The sequence below is a fragment of the Paenibacillus taichungensis genome (assembly GCF_003287275.1).
Classification (GTDB): Bacteria; Bacillota; Bacilli; order Paenibacillales; family Paenibacillaceae; genus Paenibacillus; species Paenibacillus taichungensis_A.
Genome location: NZ_QEVW01000005.1, coordinates 696,508 through 717,568, shown reverse-complemented (window position 1 = coordinate 717,568; position 21,061 = coordinate 696,508). Strand labels below are relative to the sequence as shown.

At 45.1% G+C, this 21,061-nt stretch carries 19 protein-coding genes; 12 read left to right on the top strand and 7 right to left on the bottom strand.

Going from position 1 to position 21,061, the window contains the following annotated elements; translation table 11 throughout:
- Window positions 1-7 precede the first annotated feature (7 nt).
- The gene (locus DC345_RS08460) at window positions 8-436 is read right to left on the bottom strand and encodes a MarR family winged helix-turn-helix transcriptional regulator (RefSeq protein ID WP_024630121.1); all 429 of its coding nucleotides are present in this window, start codon (window positions 434-436) and stop codon (window positions 8-10) included.
- Between the two features lie 297 nt (window positions 437-733).
- On the opposite strand from DC345_RS08460, the gene DC345_RS08455 reads away from it, so the two are divergent.
- Window positions 734-1,207 carry an RbsD/FucU family protein gene (locus DC345_RS08455; protein ID WP_113052701.1) on the top strand — a complete coding sequence of 158 codons (474 nt, stop codon included), beginning with the start codon at window positions 734-736 and terminating at the stop codon, window positions 1,205-1,207.
- An 8-nt stretch (window positions 1,208-1,215) separates the two neighbouring features.
- Here DC345_RS08455 and DC345_RS08450 read toward each other — a convergent pair whose 3' ends face one another.
- From DC345_RS08450 to DC345_RS08435, 4 genes are read right to left on the bottom strand one after another with little or no spacing between them, the layout of a single operon-like run.
- Window positions 1,216-2,334 carry a GerAB/ArcD/ProY family transporter gene (locus DC345_RS08450; RefSeq protein ID WP_113052700.1) on the bottom strand — a complete coding sequence of 373 codons (1,119 nt, stop codon included), beginning with the start codon at window positions 2,332-2,334 and terminating at the stop codon, window positions 1,216-1,218.
- A 13-nt stretch (window positions 2,335-2,347) separates the two neighbouring features.
- Window positions 2,348-2,554: a hypothetical protein gene (locus tag DC345_RS08445; protein WP_113052699.1), complete on the bottom strand. Its 207-nt coding sequence runs from the start codon at window positions 2,552-2,554 to the stop codon at window positions 2,348-2,350.
- Window positions 2,555-2,597: 43 nt separating this feature from the next.
- Entirely contained in the window at window positions 2,598-3,749 is a 1,152-nt protein-coding gene (locus DC345_RS08440) for a Ger(x)C family spore germination protein (protein ID WP_113052698.1), read from the bottom strand.
- Window positions 3,746-5,191 carry a spore germination protein gene (locus tag DC345_RS08435; RefSeq protein WP_113052697.1) on the bottom strand — a complete coding sequence of 482 codons (1,446 nt, stop codon included), beginning with the start codon at window positions 5,189-5,191 and terminating at the stop codon, window positions 3,746-3,748. The genes DC345_RS08440 and DC345_RS08435 overlap by 4 nt, the downstream gene beginning before the upstream one ends.
- 210 nt (window positions 5,192-5,401) lie before the next feature.
- Here DC345_RS08435 and DC345_RS08430 point away from each other — a divergent pair, with 210 nt between their 5' ends.
- Together DC345_RS08430 and DC345_RS08425 are read left to right on the top strand one after the other, a co-directional pair.
- Window positions 5,402-5,899, top strand: coding sequence for a GNAT family N-acetyltransferase (locus DC345_RS08430; RefSeq protein ID WP_113052696.1), 498 nt, complete (start codon window positions 5,402-5,404; stop codon window positions 5,897-5,899).
- Window positions 5,900-5,952: 53 nt separating this feature from the next.
- A complete protein-coding gene (locus DC345_RS08425) occupies window positions 5,953-6,573 on the top strand; it encodes a conjugal transfer protein TraX (protein WP_258530587.1) in 621 nt (206 codons plus the stop codon).
- Between the two features lie 106 nt (window positions 6,574-6,679).
- On the opposite strand, the gene DC345_RS08420 is transcribed toward DC345_RS08425, so the two are convergent.
- Window positions 6,680-10,387 (bottom strand): non-ribosomal peptide synthetase family protein, encoded by a 3,708-nt coding sequence (locus DC345_RS08420; RefSeq protein ID WP_113052695.1) that lies wholly within the window; start codon window positions 10,385-10,387, stop codon window positions 6,680-6,682.
- Between the two features lie 46 nt (window positions 10,388-10,433).
- Window positions 10,434-12,200 (bottom strand): methyl-accepting chemotaxis protein, encoded by a 1,767-nt coding sequence (locus DC345_RS08415; protein ID WP_113052868.1) that lies wholly within the window; start codon window positions 12,198-12,200, stop codon window positions 10,434-10,436.
- A gap of 607 nt (window positions 12,201-12,807) precedes the next feature.
- On the opposite strand from DC345_RS08415, the gene rpiA reads away from it, so the two are divergent.
- From rpiA to DC345_RS08370, 9 genes are all read left to right on the top strand, one after another.
- Window positions 12,808-13,479, top strand: coding sequence for a ribose-5-phosphate isomerase RpiA (gene rpiA / locus DC345_RS08410; RefSeq protein ID WP_113052694.1), 672 nt, complete (start codon window positions 12,808-12,810; stop codon window positions 13,477-13,479).
- 24 nt (window positions 13,480-13,503) lie between these two features.
- Window positions 13,504-14,103 (top strand): GNAT family N-acetyltransferase, encoded by a 600-nt coding sequence (locus DC345_RS08405; protein ID WP_113052693.1) that lies wholly within the window; start codon window positions 13,504-13,506, stop codon window positions 14,101-14,103.
- A 14-nt stretch (window positions 14,104-14,117) separates the two neighbouring features.
- Entirely contained in the window at window positions 14,118-14,576 is a 459-nt protein-coding gene (locus DC345_RS08400) for a MarR family winged helix-turn-helix transcriptional regulator (protein WP_024630132.1), read from the top strand.
- Between the two features lie 254 nt (window positions 14,577-14,830).
- On the top strand, window positions 14,831-15,919 hold the full coding sequence (locus tag DC345_RS08395) for a cobalamin B12-binding domain-containing protein (protein ID WP_113052692.1): 1,089 nt from the start codon (window positions 14,831-14,833) through the stop codon (window positions 15,917-15,919).
- Between the two features lie 15 nt (window positions 15,920-15,934).
- Complete coding sequence (locus DC345_RS08390; RefSeq protein WP_113052691.1) at window positions 15,935-17,641, top strand: ATP-binding protein; 1,707 nt, start codon at window positions 15,935-15,937, stop codon at window positions 17,639-17,641.
- Between the two features lie 184 nt (window positions 17,642-17,825).
- Complete coding sequence (locus DC345_RS08385; RefSeq protein WP_113052690.1) at window positions 17,826-18,797, top strand: alpha/beta hydrolase; 972 nt, start codon at window positions 17,826-17,828, stop codon at window positions 18,795-18,797.
- Between the two features lie 98 nt (window positions 18,798-18,895).
- On the top strand, window positions 18,896-19,204 hold the full coding sequence (locus DC345_RS08380) for a hypothetical protein (protein ID WP_146752117.1): 309 nt from the start codon (window positions 18,896-18,898) through the stop codon (window positions 19,202-19,204).
- Between the two features lie 17 nt (window positions 19,205-19,221).
- A complete protein-coding gene (locus DC345_RS08375; protein ID WP_113052688.1) occupies window positions 19,222-19,935 on the top strand; it encodes a class I SAM-dependent methyltransferase in 714 nt (237 codons plus the stop codon).
- A 122-nt stretch (window positions 19,936-20,057) separates the two neighbouring features.
- The gene (locus DC345_RS08370) at window positions 20,058-21,044 is read left to right on the top strand and encodes an N-acetylglucosamine kinase (protein WP_113052687.1); all 987 of its coding nucleotides are present in this window, start codon (window positions 20,058-20,060) and stop codon (window positions 21,042-21,044) included.
- Window positions 21,045-21,061: the final 17 nt, after the last annotated feature.

Here is a 21,061-nt window from a genome sequence, read left to right as displayed (position 1 = left end):
AAGTTCGTTACAAGTTGCTGTTCATGAGGGAAAGAGTATGTCTAAATGCTTCCATCTGGTCTTCGGGGATACCTTCAATCAGATTTTTATTCATTTCTCTTTCGAGCGGAACAAGCTGATCAAGCAATTTTTTTCCTTCTTCGGTCAAGTAGAGCAAGTAGGCTCTGCGATCCTGTTCGCTGGTCCGTCGATCGACCCAGCCTTTCTTTTCCAACAGATCAATAATGCGGGCAGTTGTGGGCTGATCCTTGTAGACGCGAGTGGCGACTTCTTTCTGATTCACGCCTTCACCTCTACCGATGTTGAACAGAACTGAGAATTGCTCTGTTGTAATATCATAGGGTTTGAAACGTATGGCTAGTAAAGCTGACGCTTTGCGATGTGTCATGCCCAGCATGAATCCAATGGATTGATCGAGCGAATAGTCGTTCCCCATATAATCCTCTCTTTCTTTAAGTAAAATAGCCTCAATTCATTTACTTGTTATAACAACTATATGCTAAACAATTAATTTTGTCAAAGCGTATTTATGAATATCATCGCCATGATAAGATCTTTTCATATATGAATTTACAATGGACTAATCATTATGCGAACATTGAAATATGCAAACGTTGGAAATTACTGATAAAATAGAAGTGCCGCTCTATCGCGGTAATTGGGCTACATGATGGTGAGGTTACGAAGACGAATCTGCTCCAGCAATTCTGGAGCTGACTGAGGAGAGCTGAGTATGCTGAAGAACATTCCCGCAATAATACCTCCGGAACTGCTGAAGATCATGTCTGAAATGGGCCATGGAGACGAGCTGGTACTGGCTGATGGCAACTTCCCAGCAGCTAGTCATGCCCAGCGGCTGATTCGCTGTGATGCGCTGGGTACAGTGGAGTTACTGGATGCCATTTTAAGTTTGTATCCACTAGATACCTACGCTGAGCGGCCGGCAGCCGTTATGCAGGTCGTCAAGGGGGATCAGGTGGTGCCCATCATCTGGGAAGACTATCGCAGGTTGATTCATGATCATGAGGGCATCACGGATGCCTTTGATCATGAAGAGCGTTTCGCGTTTTATGAGAGAGCTTCTCGCGCCTATGTCATTGTTGCAACCGGTGAACGTGCGCAGTATGCCAATTTGATTTTGAAAAAAGGGGTCATTTTCCCAGATCCAGATCCTTACCCACAAGAGAAAAAAGTTGAACTGAACTGAAACTAAAGTCAAGGCGACGGGGCGGGAGAAGCCTCGCTCGTCTTTTTGCTTTTCCCGAAACGCAACCAGTAAACAACAACATATAAAATAGGCATACACTCGATAAGTACGGCATAGATAGCAATGGCGTAAGAACGAATGGCTAATTCATATGAAGCTGCGTCTTTTGCATATTGAAGCACATAGGAGGCAGCAGTCCCTGCCAGCAAGTAAACCACCGTTTTTTCCTGTCGGACTCCAGTAAGTTTGGTAAGACAAACCGCGGCTACATATAACAGAAAGGAGCTGCGAGTAAACATGGTCGTAGACCAGATGGCAATCAGGAATGGGTCCAGGTTATCCAAAAAATCCCCGTAACGGGCAAAACGTATCATCTCCAGCAAAGGATAGCGAAGACTGCTAGCTTCGTAAGGTCCAAAGTTCATTAAGGTAAACATCCAGAACACGATAATGAATAGTGCAAGTGTAGAGCCTGCAAATAACATACTTCGAAGAAGAGGCCGCCTGAAAGCAATGGCAGGTGCGAGGAACAGGAACATCATCCATTCGGAAAACCATGGCATAGTTGAAAGCGAGCCTGTCAATATTTCTGTCAGATCATGATGAGTTACCATGGCAAGAAGTACATCAGGATTCCCCCCACCCATGACAGCAGGCATGAGAAAAGTAGAGGTGAATATTTGCACCAGGAATATCCCTTCTGATAAATAAACAATGGTAATCAAACCTGAGCGAGCTGAAAGACTGATACTTAAAATAGTAACGGTTGCTGTCAGCCATATGGGCGTCTCGGGTAAGTACATCGATTGCAGAAAAACGATAAAATTCTCTACGTCAACGGAGATCAAATACAGGCACAGCAATACAATGAGACCGAGGAATAGCTTATGAACACCCTTGCCCACAATTTCCTCACCAAAATCAATCCAGGGTCGATCTGGATGAATCGCGCCCAATCGGTATGTGGAAAAGAGAAGGATCAGGCTGATGGCAAACCCGCCAAGAATGGATATCCACCCTTGATAACCGCTCATTTTGAATAAACGTTGCAAAAGGAAAGCAATGGGTTCGGAATACAGGTATACAAACATAAAACGGTACGCTTGTCCGGAAGATAATTTGATCATGCTTACTCCTTTCTTAGCCAAACAAGCGGTCTGCCCAGCCAAAGAGCAGCCTGATGACATCATTGGGATTAGGCCAGCCCGGTACAGAGACAGCCAACGTATTCCACAGAAGAAATAGGCCCAGCAGAATGAAATATGTCCTTTTCATTCCCTTTTTACTGGATTTGATCATGGGCCACTCCAGTATGTAAAGTACGCCAAACAAAACAACAGCGATCATTGGTTTACCTCCTAAAGTGGCCTGATGCTTTTCTTTGTCCCTGTCAGTAGCTGGATTCCGAACCTACGAACTGGATATTGATTTTGGCATGTACATTAAACTGCAAATCATTTTTGACATAATCATTCCAAACGGGACGTAACTGTTCCCAGATCCGAGGATATGCCCATTCCAGGCGATAACCAAGCATCAAAATATCGGCTTTTTTACGTTGGCCGGTCCTTATTGCGTTGGTAAGATAGGCACTCACTTTTTCATTGGCCTTTTGCTCGATCTGTTTCACGCCTACAATATCTTTTACCTTGAGAATGGGAATTACGGAATTCAGTTCTGCTTGCCCCCGTAAAGTGATATCAAAGAGAGGTTGACCGTTTACAAGCTTTACCTTAATTTTGGAACTCGTATTGTAGACCGTCATGCTCGCTTTTTCATCTTTGGTTTCCACGGAGACGGCCAAGGTATCCAATTTGCGATTGGCCCAGGCGATGCTCCTTGTTTCATCGGGAGAGATGGAATCGACCATCTTCATCTGTTTGAAAAGAGCACCGCCTACCTGACTGGTCCATTGCTTCCTTTTATTATTCTCACTTGCCATCGGAGTTGATTTTGATTCCAACAAGGGGGTGGCAAAGCCCTGATTCATTTTGTCAGCCATAAGTACACTGAGCATTTGCGTTTTTAACATGTTTTCTTCGGTTGCAAATTCTCTTAATACATCACTGGGTGTTTCTTCGAAAACGGGAGTCAGATCAGCCACGTCTCTGGCTCTGCCCTTTGCAACCATGACGTAACTGCTAAGGTGGAATAAAGGTTCACGTGAGATCCATTCCATCGCATCTTGAATTCCTTCTCTGGCGTAAGCTTCACCGAAAACCACAACCCGTGTGTGCCCCCAGGAAATTTTTCGTGTAAGGTCTGTTTGGATTTTCTCCATCGCATCAGCGATGGTGGAGGCAGTAGCCGAAACGAGAGCATATGGGTTTTTTCCGGGTCCTCCCGTTCCTTCAGGGGACAGACGGTTGGGCAATGGCATACTTAGTGAAATATCAATTTCACCCGGCTTTTCTCCTTTATCCACATACATGGTCGTAATAAACGTACGTTCATTTATCTCCACTTTTGACCAGCAGCCACTGCACAGTAAAACGCACATCAAAGCGACAATGAGTTTGGGTGTAATCATTAATCTCTTCATGTCTTTTGCCTTTTCTTATTAGCGTCTTCGTAAGCTGCAGGTCTCTTCTTCATTAGGAACCAGGGCACACGAACGATAGTATCTTTGATATCACGCAGCACGAGGGGGGCAAATGGCTGCATGTATGGCACGCCAAATGAACGGAGACTAACCATATACCAATAGATCAGATAGATTGAAATCACGATGCCGAACAGCCCCAGCGTTCCACCCATAAACAGCACCGGAAAACGAAGCAGCCGGAAAGCCAGTCCGAGCTCGAAGTGCGGGATGATAAAGGCGGCAATACCTGTGATGGATACGACAATAACCAATGGTGCGGAGACAATCCCAGCCTGAACGGCCGCCTGACCAATAACAATCCCGCCAATAATGGACACCGTTTGCCCCAACGGCTTCGGAATACGAATCCCTGCTTCGCGCAAACCTTCAAACGTCACTTCCATAATGAGCGCTTCAATCAGGGCAGGGAAGGGAATATTCTCTCTAGCAGAAGCGATCGTAATCAGTAAATTGGTCGGAATGATTTCCGGGTGAAATGTAGTAACAGCCACATAAAAGGATGGCAGCAGGAAGGCTATAAAAGCAAACAACAGACGAATAATCCTGATAAAGGAGGCGGAATAAAAGCGTTGATAATAGTCTTCCGAAGACTGCATTAAAGAGAAAAAGGTTACGGGAATGAGTAGGGAAAACGGTGTTCCGTCCTGCATGACCCCGATTCGCCCTTCAACCAGTGCAGCAGCCACCGTATCGGGACGTTCTGTATATTGATACTGTGGAAAAGGAGAAAGGGGATGGTCCTCCAGAAATTCAGATAGATAACTTACCCCCAGACTGCTGTCCATATCTATCTCGCCCAGGCTTGTTAATACATTTTCCAAAATGTCTGGCTTGCATAACCCTTGAATATAGACCACGAACACCTCGGTTTTGGTATATTTTCCAACGGTGAATTTGATCATTTTAAAATCAGGATGCTTAATCTTGTGCCGAAGCAGTGACATATTTACATGAACATCTTCAATGAAGGCCTCTTGTGGCCCGACAATGACAACTTCATTAGTGGATTCCGCTACGGAACGCCTTTGATAATTTTGGAGAGCGAAATGGATCATGCCCGAAATACCCTCGATATATAAGGCCGCATTACCTGACACGATATCATCCACTATGGCTTCTGCTGAATTCGAGTGGTGGCTGTTAAGGGTGAAAAATGATCCGGTCACGACACGGGTAATGAATTGATGATCTATTTCATGACGTGAGGCTTCCTCAAGCAGTGGTTTGACGATGGCTTCCCGCATGGTAGGTGTGTCCACGATGGACTGAATATAGATAAGTTCACAATGGAAAGGTCCGATTTGAAAAGGCTGATAGATTATATCGGCAACGCCCAACAAATTAGCTCTAACCTGTTCATAGATATTGTCTTTTTCCATTTCAGTTTCGCCTCCCTATGCTGTAACGCCGAGTCTGTAATCTGACTATAGTGTGCGACGCTTCCAATGAAATATACTTTTAAGTTTGGATTATCGAAATATATTACAAACTTTGATGCAGAAGATGAATGGGGAGATCATGAAATCTGCTTTAAAATAAGAGGGTGGAATAAAGCGGGTAGACGTTTATATATAAGGAGTTGAGTAAAGATGACGTATCGGATTAGACGTGCCGAGCTTGGCGATGTTAACAGAGTGGCGAATTTATTCAATGAGTATAGGATGTTTTATGATCAGCTTACTGATCTGAACGGAGCGAATGAATATATTAGAGAACGTATGGAGCGCAATGAATCCGTTATTTTGATTGCAGAATCGGAAGTGGAGACGGGGAAGGAAGAGGAGTGCAGCTTGACGGATGAACTTTTAACGGGGGATTTTGGTGGATTTGTACAGTTGTATCCCAGCTTTAGTTCAGTGTCCATGAGGTCAATCTGGGTACTTAATGATCTGTACGTACATGCGGATCATCGACAGCGTGGGATTGCGCGTAAGTTGCTGCAAGCTGCAAGACGATGGGGAAATGAGAGTGGAGCTGTGCGAATAGTGCTCTCTACGGCGAACAGCAACAAGAAAGCTCAGGCATTATATGAGTCGGAAGGCTATACGCTGGACACCAAGTTCATGTATTATGAACTTCAGATATAAGAAAGACTTGGAGAACCCTGAAGTTCAGGATAAGCAGGAGGGATTAGTATAAAATGATGCAATGGATAGCCATGATCACGATGTTGATCGATCATATCGGAGCCGTCTTTTTTCCACATGTAGGGGAGCTGCGAATGATTGGTCGCATTGCTTTTCCAATCTATGCTTTTGCCGTGTATATCGGTTATAAACATACTCGCAACGTACAAAAATACATATGGCGATTATTCTGGATAGCAGTGATCTCTCAATTCCCTTTTATGGCGGCTTTTAATCATTTTTCACTCAATGTGGTATGGACATTATGGTCTGCCCTGCTTGTATTGCTTGTGCTCGATAAACTTCCGGTCCGTTTGTTGGGAATTCCGATTGTGGTCGTGGCTGGTTTGGTCATGGAGATGACCCATATGGATTATGGTATGTATGGCTTACTGCTTGTATTGCTATTCCGATACTTCCAGGGCCCAGTACTGGTAATGGCTCATCTGCTCTTAAATGTGCTGTATATTTATCTTCACAGTAGCTCTATTCAGATGTATAGCGTTATAGCTACCCTAGGAATTGCCATTGCCCAGTATTATAACGCAGGGTTCCGTCTGAAAGGTCCGCGTTGGATTTGGCGTTATTTCTATCCTGCACATTTGGCTGTCATTGCGTTGATCCGCTTGATTTGAGAACTCTGTACAAAATAAAGAAGCCACCTTATCCGTCATCACTGACGTTGAGGTGGCTTCTTTATTTTCATTAATGGATGCAATATATGCATTTACTTTATTGAATTTATTCCATCGTTGGAGAAGTACCAAACTGCGGCCGGACGGCCTTAGGGAAATAACCAATCTCGATGGCATGTTCCATCATTTTTGAGATGAAACGATCATCTGTTTTGGCACATATAATTCCGGCTGGTTCCACATAAGCAGTTGTTACAGGAGAGGCATATACGTATGCAGAATCCTTGGCACCGTCTCCTTCAAGCTGGGCGATAGCCAGTTGAAGCGCCTCAGGGTCCTTGCTGACACTGCCATCGAACAACCAGTTGGTATACTCTGCAAAAGGCAGAGTCTCCACTTCATAACCGGCCCGATTCACAATACGAATCAGATCATCGTAGCTGATAGGCTCCGGATTACAGATGTGGAATACACGTCCTGCTGTGTCCTGGCGTAATGCCAGATGTACAATTGCCTGACTTGCATAATCAATAGGTGTAAAATCAACCATCCAGTCGGCTGCTGGTGCTTTGCCAAGCAATAACATTGCTTTGATCATACGATAAAAGGCATTGCTATCGATATTAGACTGGAAACGTCCCGTCTCGGAATGACATGTCAGGTTACCTGCACGATAGATGCTCACAGGTACACCTTCTTCAGCAGCAAGCATAAGCACTTTCTCAGCTTCAAGTTTGCTGTCCGAGTACAAGTTGTCCACATGTAGGTCTGCAGGGAAGCGATCATATTGCAAGGATGACTCCCATTGTCCACTTAGTGCAAGATCTTCCGGTATACCCATCGTGGATACATGGTGGAAGGAGGCACCTGGTTTACTGCGAATGAGTTTAAGCAATGCGGTGGTTCCATCGACATTGGTTTTGGCGAATTGGGCTGCATCCCCGAAATGTCGTACATCTGCAGCACAGTGTATTACACGGTCGATTCTTTCTTGCACGTAAGTTGTCTGCTCAACTGAAAGACCAAGATTCGGTTGCTCCAGATCGCCTTCGATAATCTCGACGCGGGATGCGAGGAGAGGTAGAAGTTCCGGTCCAAAGTAACCTTTCATGACGCTGCTAAGTCGTTCCATCGCAGAGCTTCCGTCTGCGGGACGGCGAACAAGAGTATAGATACGTGTATTCGAAGTTATAATCAATTGTTGCAGCACATGAGATCCAAGATATCCGGTAGCCCCGGTCAGCAGCACGTGCTCGGGATTCAGAATTTCAGGATATCCAATCTGGGATCTAAGCTCTACAGGATGTTCTGACAATTGAGTAATTACGCCGTTATTCCCTGAGGAATGGGCAGTTTCTTCTGTAGCTTGAGCCAGGATCTCCACGCGTTTCGCCAAAGCACGAATCGTCTTCTCGGCAAAAAAGTCGGCAATTTTCAGCTGCGGATAATGCGGCTTAAGAATGACCAGCACATGGATGACCCGAAGTGAGTCACCGCCAATGGCGAAGAAGCTATCCTCCACACCAAAGTCATCGTGCTGAAGAATTTCTTTCCATGCTTCCAGAATAATTGCTTCGGTTTCCGTCTCTGCCAGTACCCGATCAGGTCGATCTTCATGACGTTCTACGTGAGGAAGAGCTACCATCGCTTTGCGATTGATTTTGCCTGTCGGTGCAATCGGCATTTCATCAAGCTGACAGATCCATTTGGGTACAAAATAGGAAGGAAGCTTAACCGTTAGCTCCGCTTTAATGTCCGCAACGGAAAGTGTACTACCATCTTTGGAAGTAAAGTATCCTACGAGCATGTTTTGACCATCAGATTCCTTCTTGGGAATCACGGCCACATCCTGAACCTGATCCAGACGGGCAAAATGATCCTCAATCTCTCCAATCTCAATCCGGTGACCCCGGATTTTCAACTGAGAGTCGCTGCGTCCCACATATTCCAGCAGTCCGCTATCGAGCATTTTGGCAATATCGCCAGACTTATAGATTTTCTCATCGATTGCAAATGGATTATCAACGAATGCCTGTTCTGTACGCTCGGGCTGGTTCAGATAACCTTTGGCCAGAGCTGGTGTTGCTATATATACCTCGCCAGGAACGCCTACCGGGCATAACTGCTGTTCCTCATTGACGATATACACTTTATAGTTATGAATCGGTCTGCCGATTGGAATGTTAACAACACTTTCCGGAACTTGCTCGCTAATTCGGTGAGTCGCTGTTGCTACTGTACACTCCGTAGGTCCGTATACATTGACGATATCAATTTGGTTGCCGAATTTGCGCTGGAAAGCGCGAACCTGCTCACCATACAAAGCTTCTCCAGCCACAGTAATGATTTTGACTTTGGCCAGCTTGTGGAAGCCTTCATCAGACAGGAAGGAAGCAAGCTGGTTGAAAAAGATGGTTGGCAGTATCGTAATGATCGTTGTGCCTGTGCGCTCAATGGCACTTGCAAATTCTTCAACGGATACACGTTCTTCCGCCGACAACAGGTACAGTTCTGCTCCGTAGAACAAAGCGCCAATCGTATCCCATACTGATGCATCGAAGCTGTATGTAGCAAACTGGGTTAATACGTCACCTGGCTGAATATCGCAATCCCGTTGCACCACACTACCAAGATTGGCAACACCCCGATGGGCGATAAGCGCACCTTTGGGCTTGCCGGTAGATCCCGAGGTATAGATGATATACGCCAGGTCGTCTGGTTGAATGTCCAGATTGGGGTTGCTTGCTGCAAATCCGGCAAGGCGTCCATCCACGGCCAGAATTTGGCGAACGGTAGTAATTCCTGAGAATAAACGTGAAGCTTCAGGTAAAGAGGACTCTTTGGTTAGGACAAAGGATGAGGCTGTATCTTCGACAATATAACTGTTGCGTTCTTGTGGATGCTCAGGATCGACCGGAACGTATACTCCACCTGCTTTGAGAATACCAAGCAAAGAAATAATCGTTTCCAGACTCCGCTCCATAAAGATGCTGACGAATTCTCCTTTTTGCAATCCGTTGGATAACAGCACACGGGCAACCTGATTGGCGCGTTCGTTCAATTCTCTATACGTGTACCGGCCAGTTGGTGAAGTAATTGCTGGAGATTCAGGATATTCTGCTGCTGTTGCTTCAAACCAGCCATGAATTGTCTGATGTTCTGGTTCGAGAACGGCAGTATCATTCATTTCTCGGTATAGCAATCGGTCTGAAGCGGATAAAATGTCCACTGTGCCGATGGCCTTGTCTTGGTCACGCAACATAGCCAGAAGAAGAGTCTGATAATACTCTGCATATCTCGTGACCGTAGATTCATTAAGAAGTGATCTGTCATAGAACAGATCTAGTGTGAGCATATCTTGATCATCACGAATATTCCAATTTAATAATTGAGGAGCTTTAGGTAGCTGTACACTGTTATACATGAACAGCGTTTCGGGATTACCTCCCGTTTGGAGCGAGTAATGAAGCTGGAGTTGATCTGAAATTTGATGAATCAGTTCCTTAAAGGTTAACTTGCCTTGAATCTGCAATAACACATGGGAAGCTGGCTGATCGGGAGCCAGCGTGCCGATGGCAAGTTCCTGTTCAGCTGATAAACGGAACAACAGGGCTGCGTAGGCAGACAATAATGCTGGATATACACCCTCTGACCCGAATTTTTGTTTCAGTTCCCGACCCAGGGACGATTCCAGTGAAAGATGAGCAGACTCAAAAGTGAATGATTGTTGACGGCGCCCAAAATCCAGTGGAATCTGAAGAACCGGCAGGCTAGATTCCACTGTTTGGGGAGATGATGATTGATTTTCGACCACTTCAGTTGTTCCTCCTTGGTTCAAACCGTTCAAGTTGTGGGTTGAATTATTGTTTGCTTACATTAAAATGCGAGATCAGTTCTTGCAGTTCCTCAGACATGCTGTTCAAACGGGTAGAGGAATCAACAAGTGTAATCAGTGACGCTTTTTGTTCATCAACGGATGAAGAGATCCTCTCACTATTGTCAGCTGTCTTACTCACACTCGCAGACAAATCATCCGCAGTAGCGGTCATTTCTTCTGTACCTGCAGAAATTTCTTCTGTAGCACTGGATACTTCCTGAATCTGATTCGATACTTTCTTGGCTGCTTCCAAAATCTCTTCGAACAATTGACCGGTTTGATCAGCTACGCTGAGCCCGGTATCCACTTCAGACGTTCCTTGTTCCATCGCACGAACGGCTTGTCTAATTTCAGCCTGAATCTCCTGAATCAGTACGGCAACCTGGCTCGTGGATTGTTCAGACTGCTCAGCAAGCTTACGTACTTCACCTGCTACAACCGCGAATCCTCGACCTTCTTCACCAACACGTGCTGCTTCAATGGATGCGTTCAGCGCAAGCAAGTTCGTTTGGCTGGAAATGCCAGAGATAATATTCAGAATATCGCCAATTTCCTGAGAGCGGCTCTCCAGAACCTGAATGGCCGATGCGGTGTTTTTAACAGATTCCGTAATCAAATTCATCTGTTCGGATACTTGACGAACCACACTGTTTCCTTGTTGCGATCTACGTTCCATCTCATAGGCCTCGTCAGCTACGCTCGCTGAGCTGCTGGCAATAGTCTGAATGACGATAGCCATCTCGGACATTGCACGAGCACTATCGCGGGTTGCCTGTTCCTGCGCACGAATGTTGGATGTAATCTGAGCAACATTACTATTAATAGAATCAGCATTCTCGCTGTTTCTCTCGGAGACTTCATACAGCTCCTTGGCAGACTCGTTAACTTCTTGCGAAGTGATTTGCACTTTGACGATGGTATCATTGATTTTGCGAACCATGGTATTGAACTTTTCGTTCACAATGCCCAGATCGTCTTTGCCTGTCGGAATTTTGACATTCAAATTACCCCGGCTTACGTCATCAATCCCTTTGATCAGGTGACGAATAGGGGAGAGCGTGTTTTTGACAACAAGATATTGGATAATCAGGAACAACAGCAGGAACGCTACCAGGATGATTATTCCGTTCTTAAGCAATTTATTCAGTCCGGCAGGTACTGCTGATGCGTCTGCATCGACTGCAAAGTAAGAGTAAATCTTGCCGTTACTATCCTTGATCGGATAAGCAATGGTTGTCCAGGTTCCGAAATCGTCGGAATAAAATGTGGTGAACGTTGGGCGATCCGTATTCACCATTTCTTTCAGTGCATTTGCTACAACGACAGGTTGTTCATACATGTCGCCGATATTCACATTTTCACTCTGGAAGGCTTCCTTTAGATTGGTTGGCATGGCAACAAGGGAAGTTAACCGCTTGTTATCCCCACCCAGTTCTACGCCAAAGATATAAGCTTGTGCAATGTTGGGATAATATTGCTGCATTTCATCGAAATAGGCACGCAATTTGGTTTGGGCTTTTCCATCATAATTGGCTTCTGCAATAGCAGCCTGCACTTCGGTGGAATCAATGCCCTCTGCCCATTTTTTGGTGATTTGTTCCACTTGACCATGTAGCTGGTCTACGAGGATCGTCTTTTGAAAGTAATAACTGCTGGCAATAAGTGCCACGCCGATAATAATGATGTTAGTAAATGAAAGCAACAGATTTTTGGAGAAAAAAGAAATGCTTTTCCAACTTAATGATTTCACTAAAGTCCACTCCTGATCTTCTTTGAATTGATAATATGTTTGTGTCTTCATGATGCAAATTAAGTCATTTCGGTATCCCCTCCAAAGGCGTGATATGCGACCATGGTCTTGGGTTTCTGGTCGCTATGTAGAGATATTTTTACCTAGATACCCATGGGTGTCTAATTATTAAAACACATCTATACTTAATATGTCGTATAAAATGTCGTCAAATTGAATAGTTTTGTTAAAACTTTTTTAATATTTTACGTATTTATGGACATATGAAAGTAGAATTTAGGTATTTAGAACTGTTTATTTAAAATAATTCCCATTTTTTAGTTTCATTCTGTATTCTATAACATGGTGGGTTAAAAAACATCCTAAAACATTGAAAAAATAGTGAAAACGACAGAAAACGGACTTTCTTCTGCCACACAAATCAAATATCAGGGAGGAGAAGCTAACCAAGAATGTACATAAGCAGCATCAATGACACATGTGAAGCAGAGAAACAGGCCAAGGTTTCCAGTTGAACACGTCATGCACAGATATACATCGGAAGCGGTTTTATCTATAATAACTACAGTATGCATTTCTCAAATCATGAGCAGGCGGGGGTTTATAGATGAATCTTAAACAGATAGCAGCTGAGCGCGCGGCAGAATATGTTCAAGATGGAATGAAGGTTGGATTGGGTACAGGGTCAACGGCGTATTACGCTATTTGTCGAATTGGTGAGCGAGTACGTGAAGGGTTGAACATTCAGGCTGTAGCAACTTCGGAAGCATCGGACAAGCTTGCCAAAGAGTGGGGAATTCCGATCATTCCATTTGATCAAATTGGACGTCTGGATCTTACTATTGATGGTGCAGATGAGGTTGATCCTGAGTTTAACCTGATCAAAGGTGGCGGCGGTGCACTCTTGCGTGAGAAAATTGTAGCCGCGAACAGCGACAAACTGATTATTGTGGCCGATGGCAGCAAAGACGTACAAAAACTGGGGAAATTCCCGTTGCCAGTTGAAGTGGTTCCGTTTGCTTCAGAATGGACCTTCCAGGCGCTGGAGAAACTCGGGTGTCACCCAGAATGGCGCATGGATGGGGATCAACGTTATCTTACGGATAATGGGAACCTCATTGCAGATTGCCGCATGGAAGCCATAGAACATGCTGCAGAGCTTAACGTTCAGTTAAATATGCTCCCAGGTGTTGTCGATAATGGACTGTTTATTAAAATGGCGGACACCGTCATTCTTGCGAAGGATGATGGCAGCATCGATGAGCGTCATCGTTCATGAACGGAAAGTGAGGTCATTGCATAGATGGGGAAAAACCCGTTAGTGGATGGTGAAATTGTTCTCCGATGTGTGGAGAAAGAGGATCTGACTGAACTCTATGAATTGATCTACAGTGAAGACGTACCGGAATGGAAGCAATGGGATGCGCCATATTATGCCCTTGAACATGAGAGCTTCGAAGACTTCGAACGGAGCATGTTAAGAAGACTTGAAGCAACTCAGAGCAATGCTGATCCGGACTCCATTCGAATTATTGAGCTGAATGGCCGAATCGTCGGTACAATCAGCTACTATTGGGAACATCGTCCATCCATGTGGCTGGAAATGGGAATAGTGCTATATCGTTCAGCCCAATGGGGGCAAGGGATTGGCACGCGAGTACTTCAGATGTGGTCCAGCTACTTATTCGAACAATTGCTCCTGGCCCGGGTTGGGTTGACAACCTGGTCAGGCAATGAACGGATGATGCGTTCAGCTTCGAAGGCGGGGCTGCAGTTGGAAGGACGTATGCGCAAATGCCGCATCGTGGATGGCAAGCATTATGATTCGATTCGTATGGGAATGCTGCGCGAAGAGTGGGAGCAGATACGATCTTCAGGCGCAGGTCGAAATGTAAACAACTGATGGAGGATTAAGAAATGCCGAACAACGAGGACAATCGGGAACTGTCTCTACAATTATTTGTGGTTCTCGCTCGCGCATATAATTCCGTTACATCCAGGTCCAACCGGGATATTCAGAGTCATGGACTGAATACAACAGAATTTGGCGTGCTTGATTTGTTATACCATAAAGGGCCGCAGGCATTGCAAAAGATCGGTGAAAAAGTGTTAATGTCCAGCGGCAATATCACGTATGTTGTGGACAAGCTTCAGAACAAAAACCTGCTGATTCGTCGAGCATCCAAGGAAGATCGGCGTGTCATATACGCTGAATTGACGGAGGAAGGAAGACATCTGTTCACCCAAATCTTTCCTCAGCACCACCAGGTGATCATTGATGCGGTGGATGGACTGGAACCTTCGGAAAAGGCAGATGCTATTCGTTTGTTAAAAAAACTTGGACTCGCTGCAGAGGGGAAAACTGACTTGCGTTAATAACGCAGGTCAGTTTTTTTGTCAAAGAAAGGCATTATCCTTGCTAAATCACTTGCAGGACTATTCATAATATAGGAAAATTGTTGTGAGTAATAAATGAACTGAATGTTAATTCGATTCAGGATTCAGGAATACGAAAGAGATAATGTTTACAAATAATATCCCAAAAACAGTTAGCCGACCTCAATCATCCTTCTTGGGCACAAGGGATGTACAAATTGAGAAAAGGGTGATGGAAGGAGGGATGATATAATATGACTCATCAAGAAGCTGGAGAGCATCTATTGAAAAGGGCAGATGCCTTGGCAGATAAAATAACAGAGAAGCAGTATGTTTTACAGCCGGACTTGATACAGCGTTTTGGCGAAAATGGACGAATGCGTACCAAACAGGATTCTTTATATAGTTTGAACTACCTGGCCGAGAGCGTGCTTGTGAAGAGTCCAAGCCTGTTTACCCACTATATTTCCTGGCTCAAGGTTCTTTTGGCGGGTTATAACGTGTCGACCGAAGATCTGGCAATCAATCTGAATTTGATCAAACAAACTTTGGAAGAAGAATTTGACAATCCATCCAAAGCACTTGTGATTGAATATTTGAACAAGGGAATCTTCAGAATGGAACAAGCTGAGACATTGTCGGGCTATATTAATGACTCGATGCCTTATGGAATAGCTGCTAAATCTTATCTTTGCGCGTTGCTGGACAGTGACCGGAAAGAGGCTGCACGTATTATTGAAGCACAACTGGAAGGCGGAGCCACCATTCGTGATATGTATCGATTTATTTTTCAGCCTGTTCAGTACGAGATTGGACGATTGTGGCAGCGTAATTATATCAGTGTTGGACAGGAGCATTTCTGCACTGCAGCTACTCAGGCGATCATATCCCGGTTGTATTCCCGCTGGATGATTCATAACGTTCAAGAGAAAAAGTTGGTGGCAGCATGTGTAGGCAGCGAGCAGCACGAAATTGGGCTACGCCTGCTCACGGATGTGTTCGAGATGGAAGGATGGGATACATACTATCTAGGAGCCAATGTTCCTAATGGAAGCATCATTGAAGCGATTGAGCGGCATCAGGGGGATGTGATTGCGCTCTCGGTTACAATGACGTATCATCTTCATCTCGCAAAAGAGCTTATTCAATTAGTTCGTCTGCATCCCACAACAGCACACGTGAAAATTATGGTAGGGGGTTACCCTTTCAATATTGATCGAGAATTATGGAGAACGATTGGGGCAGACGGTTATGCGCCAGGAGCGGAGGAAGCCGTTGAAGTTGCAGAGCATCTGTTGACACAGCCATCATCCGTACCCAATATGGGCATGATTCGCGATTAAAAGAGGGGTGAATTGATGTCTAAAGAATACGGAGAGATAGAATCGTTGCGAAGAACGATTGAGCAATTATCCGATCAGATCATTCGTGGCAAGGAGCAGGAAGAGCGGATTCTGAATGAATTTTCAGAGATGAATAATGAACTGGTTACCTTGCAGCGACAGCTTGCCAAAAATAATGCCAGCCTCGAAGCGGCAAGAAACGAAGCCGTAGCTGCAGGTGAATCCAAAAGTTCGTTCATCGCCGTGATCAGTCACGATTTTCGTACACCATTAAACGGTATTTTGGGTATGGCGGAGCTACTGCAACTTTCTGCCCTGACGGATGAGCAGCAAAACTCAGTAGCTGTCATTCAGGAGGCTGCCAAACTGCTTCTTAACCTGATTGAAGATCTTTTGGATCTATCCAAATTGGAGGCAGGACAGATGCGACTTGAGATCGCCGAATTGGAGCTGAAATCAATATTCGAGACCATTTTTCGTTTGCTTGAGCCAAAGGTACAGCACAACGGAAATCAACTGTTATTAGATTATGATTCGCGGATATCTACTGTACTTAAAGGGGATGTCACACGAATTACTCAGGTTTTGATTAATCTGATCCAGAATGCCAATAAGTTTACTGCCCAAGGATCTGTTCAGATTCGGGTTACTCTGGCCAAAGACTGTGAGGCTTCACAATATATAAGATTTGAGGTTGAGGATACGGGGATCGGGATTGCAGATGAGGATCAGAAGACACTATTTCAACCTTATACACAAACGGAGCGAGGACGATCTAGTGAGTACGAAGGCACGGGTCTCGGCTTGTCGATTTGCCATTCTCTGGTTACCTTGATGAATGGTCAAATTGGCGTACAGAGTCAGGAAGGACAAGGCTCCACATTCTGGTTCGAGCTTCCACTTGGAAAGGCAAATCATGAAAGATCTTCTTCTGAGGCTGACCAGATCTCCTCTCAGAAAAATCAAGATCAGAATGACACCACGGATACTGTATCGATTCTGCTGGCTGATGACAATGTTATTAATCGACAAGTTGTGATGATGCAGCTCAAAAAACTCGGTATTACCCAGGTGGACACTGTCCCAAATGGGGAAGAGGCTGTTTCCGCTTTTCTCAGTAAAGCATATAGCCTGATCCTCATGGATAACATGATGCCTATAATGGACGGGCTTGAGGCGACACGTAAAATCAGAACCATGGAAGAGGACGAAATGCGTCATCCTACTCCGGTAATCGCCATGACAGGAAATGTAATGGAAGGAGAAAAGGATAAATGTATTGAAGCTGGAATGAATGACTTTATTGGTAAACCCTTCACACTGGAAGAACTGAACAACGTCGTTCAGAAGTGGCAGCAATCATCCCTTTCCAGAGAAATACTGAATATGAGCATTGTGAGTGAAATCGTAGATTTAAGCAGTGAGGGGGACCAAAACCTGCTTGGCATGTTACTGAATATGTACCGGGAAGAAACACCAGGAAAAATTGAAGTGTTGCGGAGACATATCGTATCTGGGAATCATGTCGCTGCTGTGGAGATTGCTCATGATCTGAAATCTGGCAGTCTCAGCCTCGGAATTTATTATTTATCCACGCTGTTCGCCGAAATCGAACAGTTTGCCAAGGCGGGCCAATCCAGGAAGGCGGAACCTTTACTGAATACCTTGTTACCCGCGTACAAGGAAGCTTGCTCCGCGTTGGAGAGGGTGAGTAACAGCTAATGAAACGGATGATTACTGAAAAGAACCAGATGGACTGGGGATCTTGCAACAAATAGGAATACAGCATATCAGGGTATGCAATCTGACATTTCAATTAAGATTGCTGCCCTGCTTTGTATTCATACATGGGGATGACATACATATATTTTACGTGGAAGATTTACTGAAAGTGAGGAACTTGTTTATGTTCATTTACGGATTTGCGTTGTTGATGCTTATCGTACTTATTTTGTTATGGATAGGAGGACTTTACTTCTTCAAAACCGCTATTCGGCGTGCTCCAAAATCATTTTTGGTCGATAATCCGAACCTTATGCCTGAACCGGATAACGAAATAATCAGCAGTTCGTCTGACTTGACGTGGCTTGATACGCAGCCAACCGAAGACATATATGTTGAATCACATGATGGATTAAAGCTGCATGGAACATGGCTTCCTTCCCAAAGTGGGTCGCAGCAACCGACGGTTATTTTGGCACACGGTTATTCGGGAAAAGGCAGGGAGATGGCAGGTTTTGCGCGTTTTTATGCTGAAAAACGAGGCTATAACGTGCTGATGCCGGATGATCGGGGACATGGCCAAAGTGAGGGCAATATTATAGGATTCGGCTGGCTGGACCGTAAAGATTATGTTCAATGGGTACACTGGGTTCTGGGCAAGGTCGGTTCGGGGACGGAGATCATTTTGCATGGAATTTCGATGGGAGGCGCTACAGTATTGATGACAGGCGGTGAAGCACTGCCTGATCAGGTGAAGGCCATCGTATCGGATTGTGCTTATACCTCCGTGAAGGAGGAGCTGACCTTCCAGCTCAAGCAATTATACAAGTTGCCCGCATTTCCGTTTATTCCCGTTACAAGTTTCATTTCCAAATGGAAGGCAGGCTACTTCTTTGGGGAGGCATCGGCACTAAATCAACTCGCCAAAGTTCAAGTTCCGGTACTTTTTATTCACGGTGAGGCAGATACATTTGTACCGACGGAAATGGTTTACAGACTATATGAAGCGTGTCCAACAGACAAAGAACTGTTGACTATTCCCCGTGCGGGTCATGGAACTGCGTTTCAAGTGGATCGTACCCGATACGAGGAGATGCTTGAATCCTTTTTGAAAAAGAACCTATCGCATTCTTCTGTAGGATCAGCATTCATCTGATTCCAATTAAGCATCAAGGGTATTAAGTAGAAGATGTACTTAAGGGGAGGTGCGAGATGCCATATACACCCAGAGTTTGTTCATATTGTCATAAAAACATGGCAGAGGATGAGTTCAAATGCAAATCCTGCGGCAATCTGGTTAATACCAAAACGGTTCAGCCTGAACAACCCTATATGATTGAAAATGATGAATTAATATTGGATCGCTATTCAATTGTGTTGCTTGTTCTGTTGACATTGTTTCTTCCTCCGGTAGCCATGACCATTGGTGGCGTGATGTTATTTAATGATAATACGTATAAGCAGGACACAGGTAAATTGCTCGTAACCGGGGCATTTGTAGTGATGGTCATTTTCACCATTATTTTGTTTGCAGGTTCGGGGACATTGACGTTTAATTTCTAAGCTATGGAGGTGCTTTTATGGCAAATGAACAATTTGAGGCTGCACGGAAAGCAGAGGCAGGGTACCATTCCAACTTTTATCAGAATAATGAATTATTCGAGTCCGGTACCTGGATGGCGAGGCCAATGCCTATGGTTATGGATATGCTTGAGCGCTTGCTTACCCATAAGACAAAGCTGCGAGTTCTCGATTTGGGATGCGGTGTAGGCAGACATACAATACCCATTGCACAGCGTCTTGGGCAAACAAACAGTGAAGTTATCGGCGTGGATTTGCTGGATGAGGCTGTAGATGGACTTCGTAAATATGCGAAAGAATATCAGGTAGATCAGATCGTGCAAGCAGAGAAAGCAGATGTTGAACATTACGCTATCGAGCCGGATCATTTTGATTATATTGCGGCTTGCTCCTGTCTGGAACATGTTTCAAATAAACAAGCCTTAGTGGAAGCTATTGAACGTTTGCAAGCGGGAACACGTACAGGCGGCATTCATTGTATCACGATGAGTACAAGTGTAGAGGAAAAGGAAATCAACACAGGACGGGAGATTGAGCCGTTGATTGAATTGAACCTGTCCACAGCGGAGGCTATCGCATTACTGGAGGAGGCTTATATGGATTGGAATATTCTGCTTCAGGAACATGTTACACAGACGATCGAAGAGGAAAAATATGATGAACCGACACAGTTCCGTTGTGAACTGCTTCGTTTCGCTGCACAGAAGCAGTAGTAGCCTGCCGGGATTGAGTAGTAAGGTCCCGGCAGTTCGTATTACTAGGTAACTTAATAGGAACATCACGAGAAGCATCATGGGATAGGGGACATCATCACACCAGAACATGGGGGATCAGAATGAGTACATATGTGATTGGGATGGATGGCGGGGGAAGCCATACACGTGTGGCAGTGGCCGATGAGAACGGAAAGGTTTTGTCTTATGTACAAAAAGGTGGTTGCAACCGCTATCATGATGCGAACGCAGAGCAGCATGTATTGGAGGGTATTGCTGAAGCCATTCGCGGAGCTGGGTTAGAAGTGGATCAAATTGCTTCCATTCAGGCGGGGATGGCAGGCCTGGATCGGCCTGAAGATACGGTCTGGGCTGAAGCGCTACTCGCCCAAACCGGTATATTAGGCAGAATCAGTGCAGTAAATGACACGCATATTGCACATACGGCAGCCTTTGGCGGTGAACCGGGCATTGTAGCTATTGGAGGTACAGGTTCTCTTATTCTGGGCAAAACGGAACAAGGGACCTGGATTCGCAATGACCAGTTCGGCCACTATGCGCCAACAGCAGCTCGCTTTTTGGCTTACGACGCGGTGCATTCCATCCTTGCGGGACGATATGGTCCGCAGGACCAACCCTGGATTGAGCGGATATTAGCCTATTGGAAAGTAAATTCGATTCCCGAGCTTGCTGCACTGGGCGCATCTGGTTTTGCTGATAGCAGACAGGCTATTAATCGGATATTTGGTCAAATGGCTCCTTTGGTTACCGAAGCAGCAGTCGAAAATATTCCCCTTGCGGTCAGAGTATGTGATTCAGCAGCGGATACGGCCGTTGTGGGTATTCTTATGCTTGCATCGTGTTTTAAAGATCAGCAGGTGCCCATGACACTTACAGGAAGTTGTCTGAGTACACCTTATATGGTGGAGGCCGTTCGAAAAGGGCTGGATGCAGCCTATAAACCGGGAGGACAACAGATTCATTACATTACCAGCCATGTGCCGGCAGTCGGAGGTGCGCTGCTGGATGCATATCATTTGGCAGGAATTCAGGTGTCTGAAAGAATCACGTCTGAACTCCAATCGGAGCTGAAACGGCATACGACTTGAATTTTTAAAGGCTAACG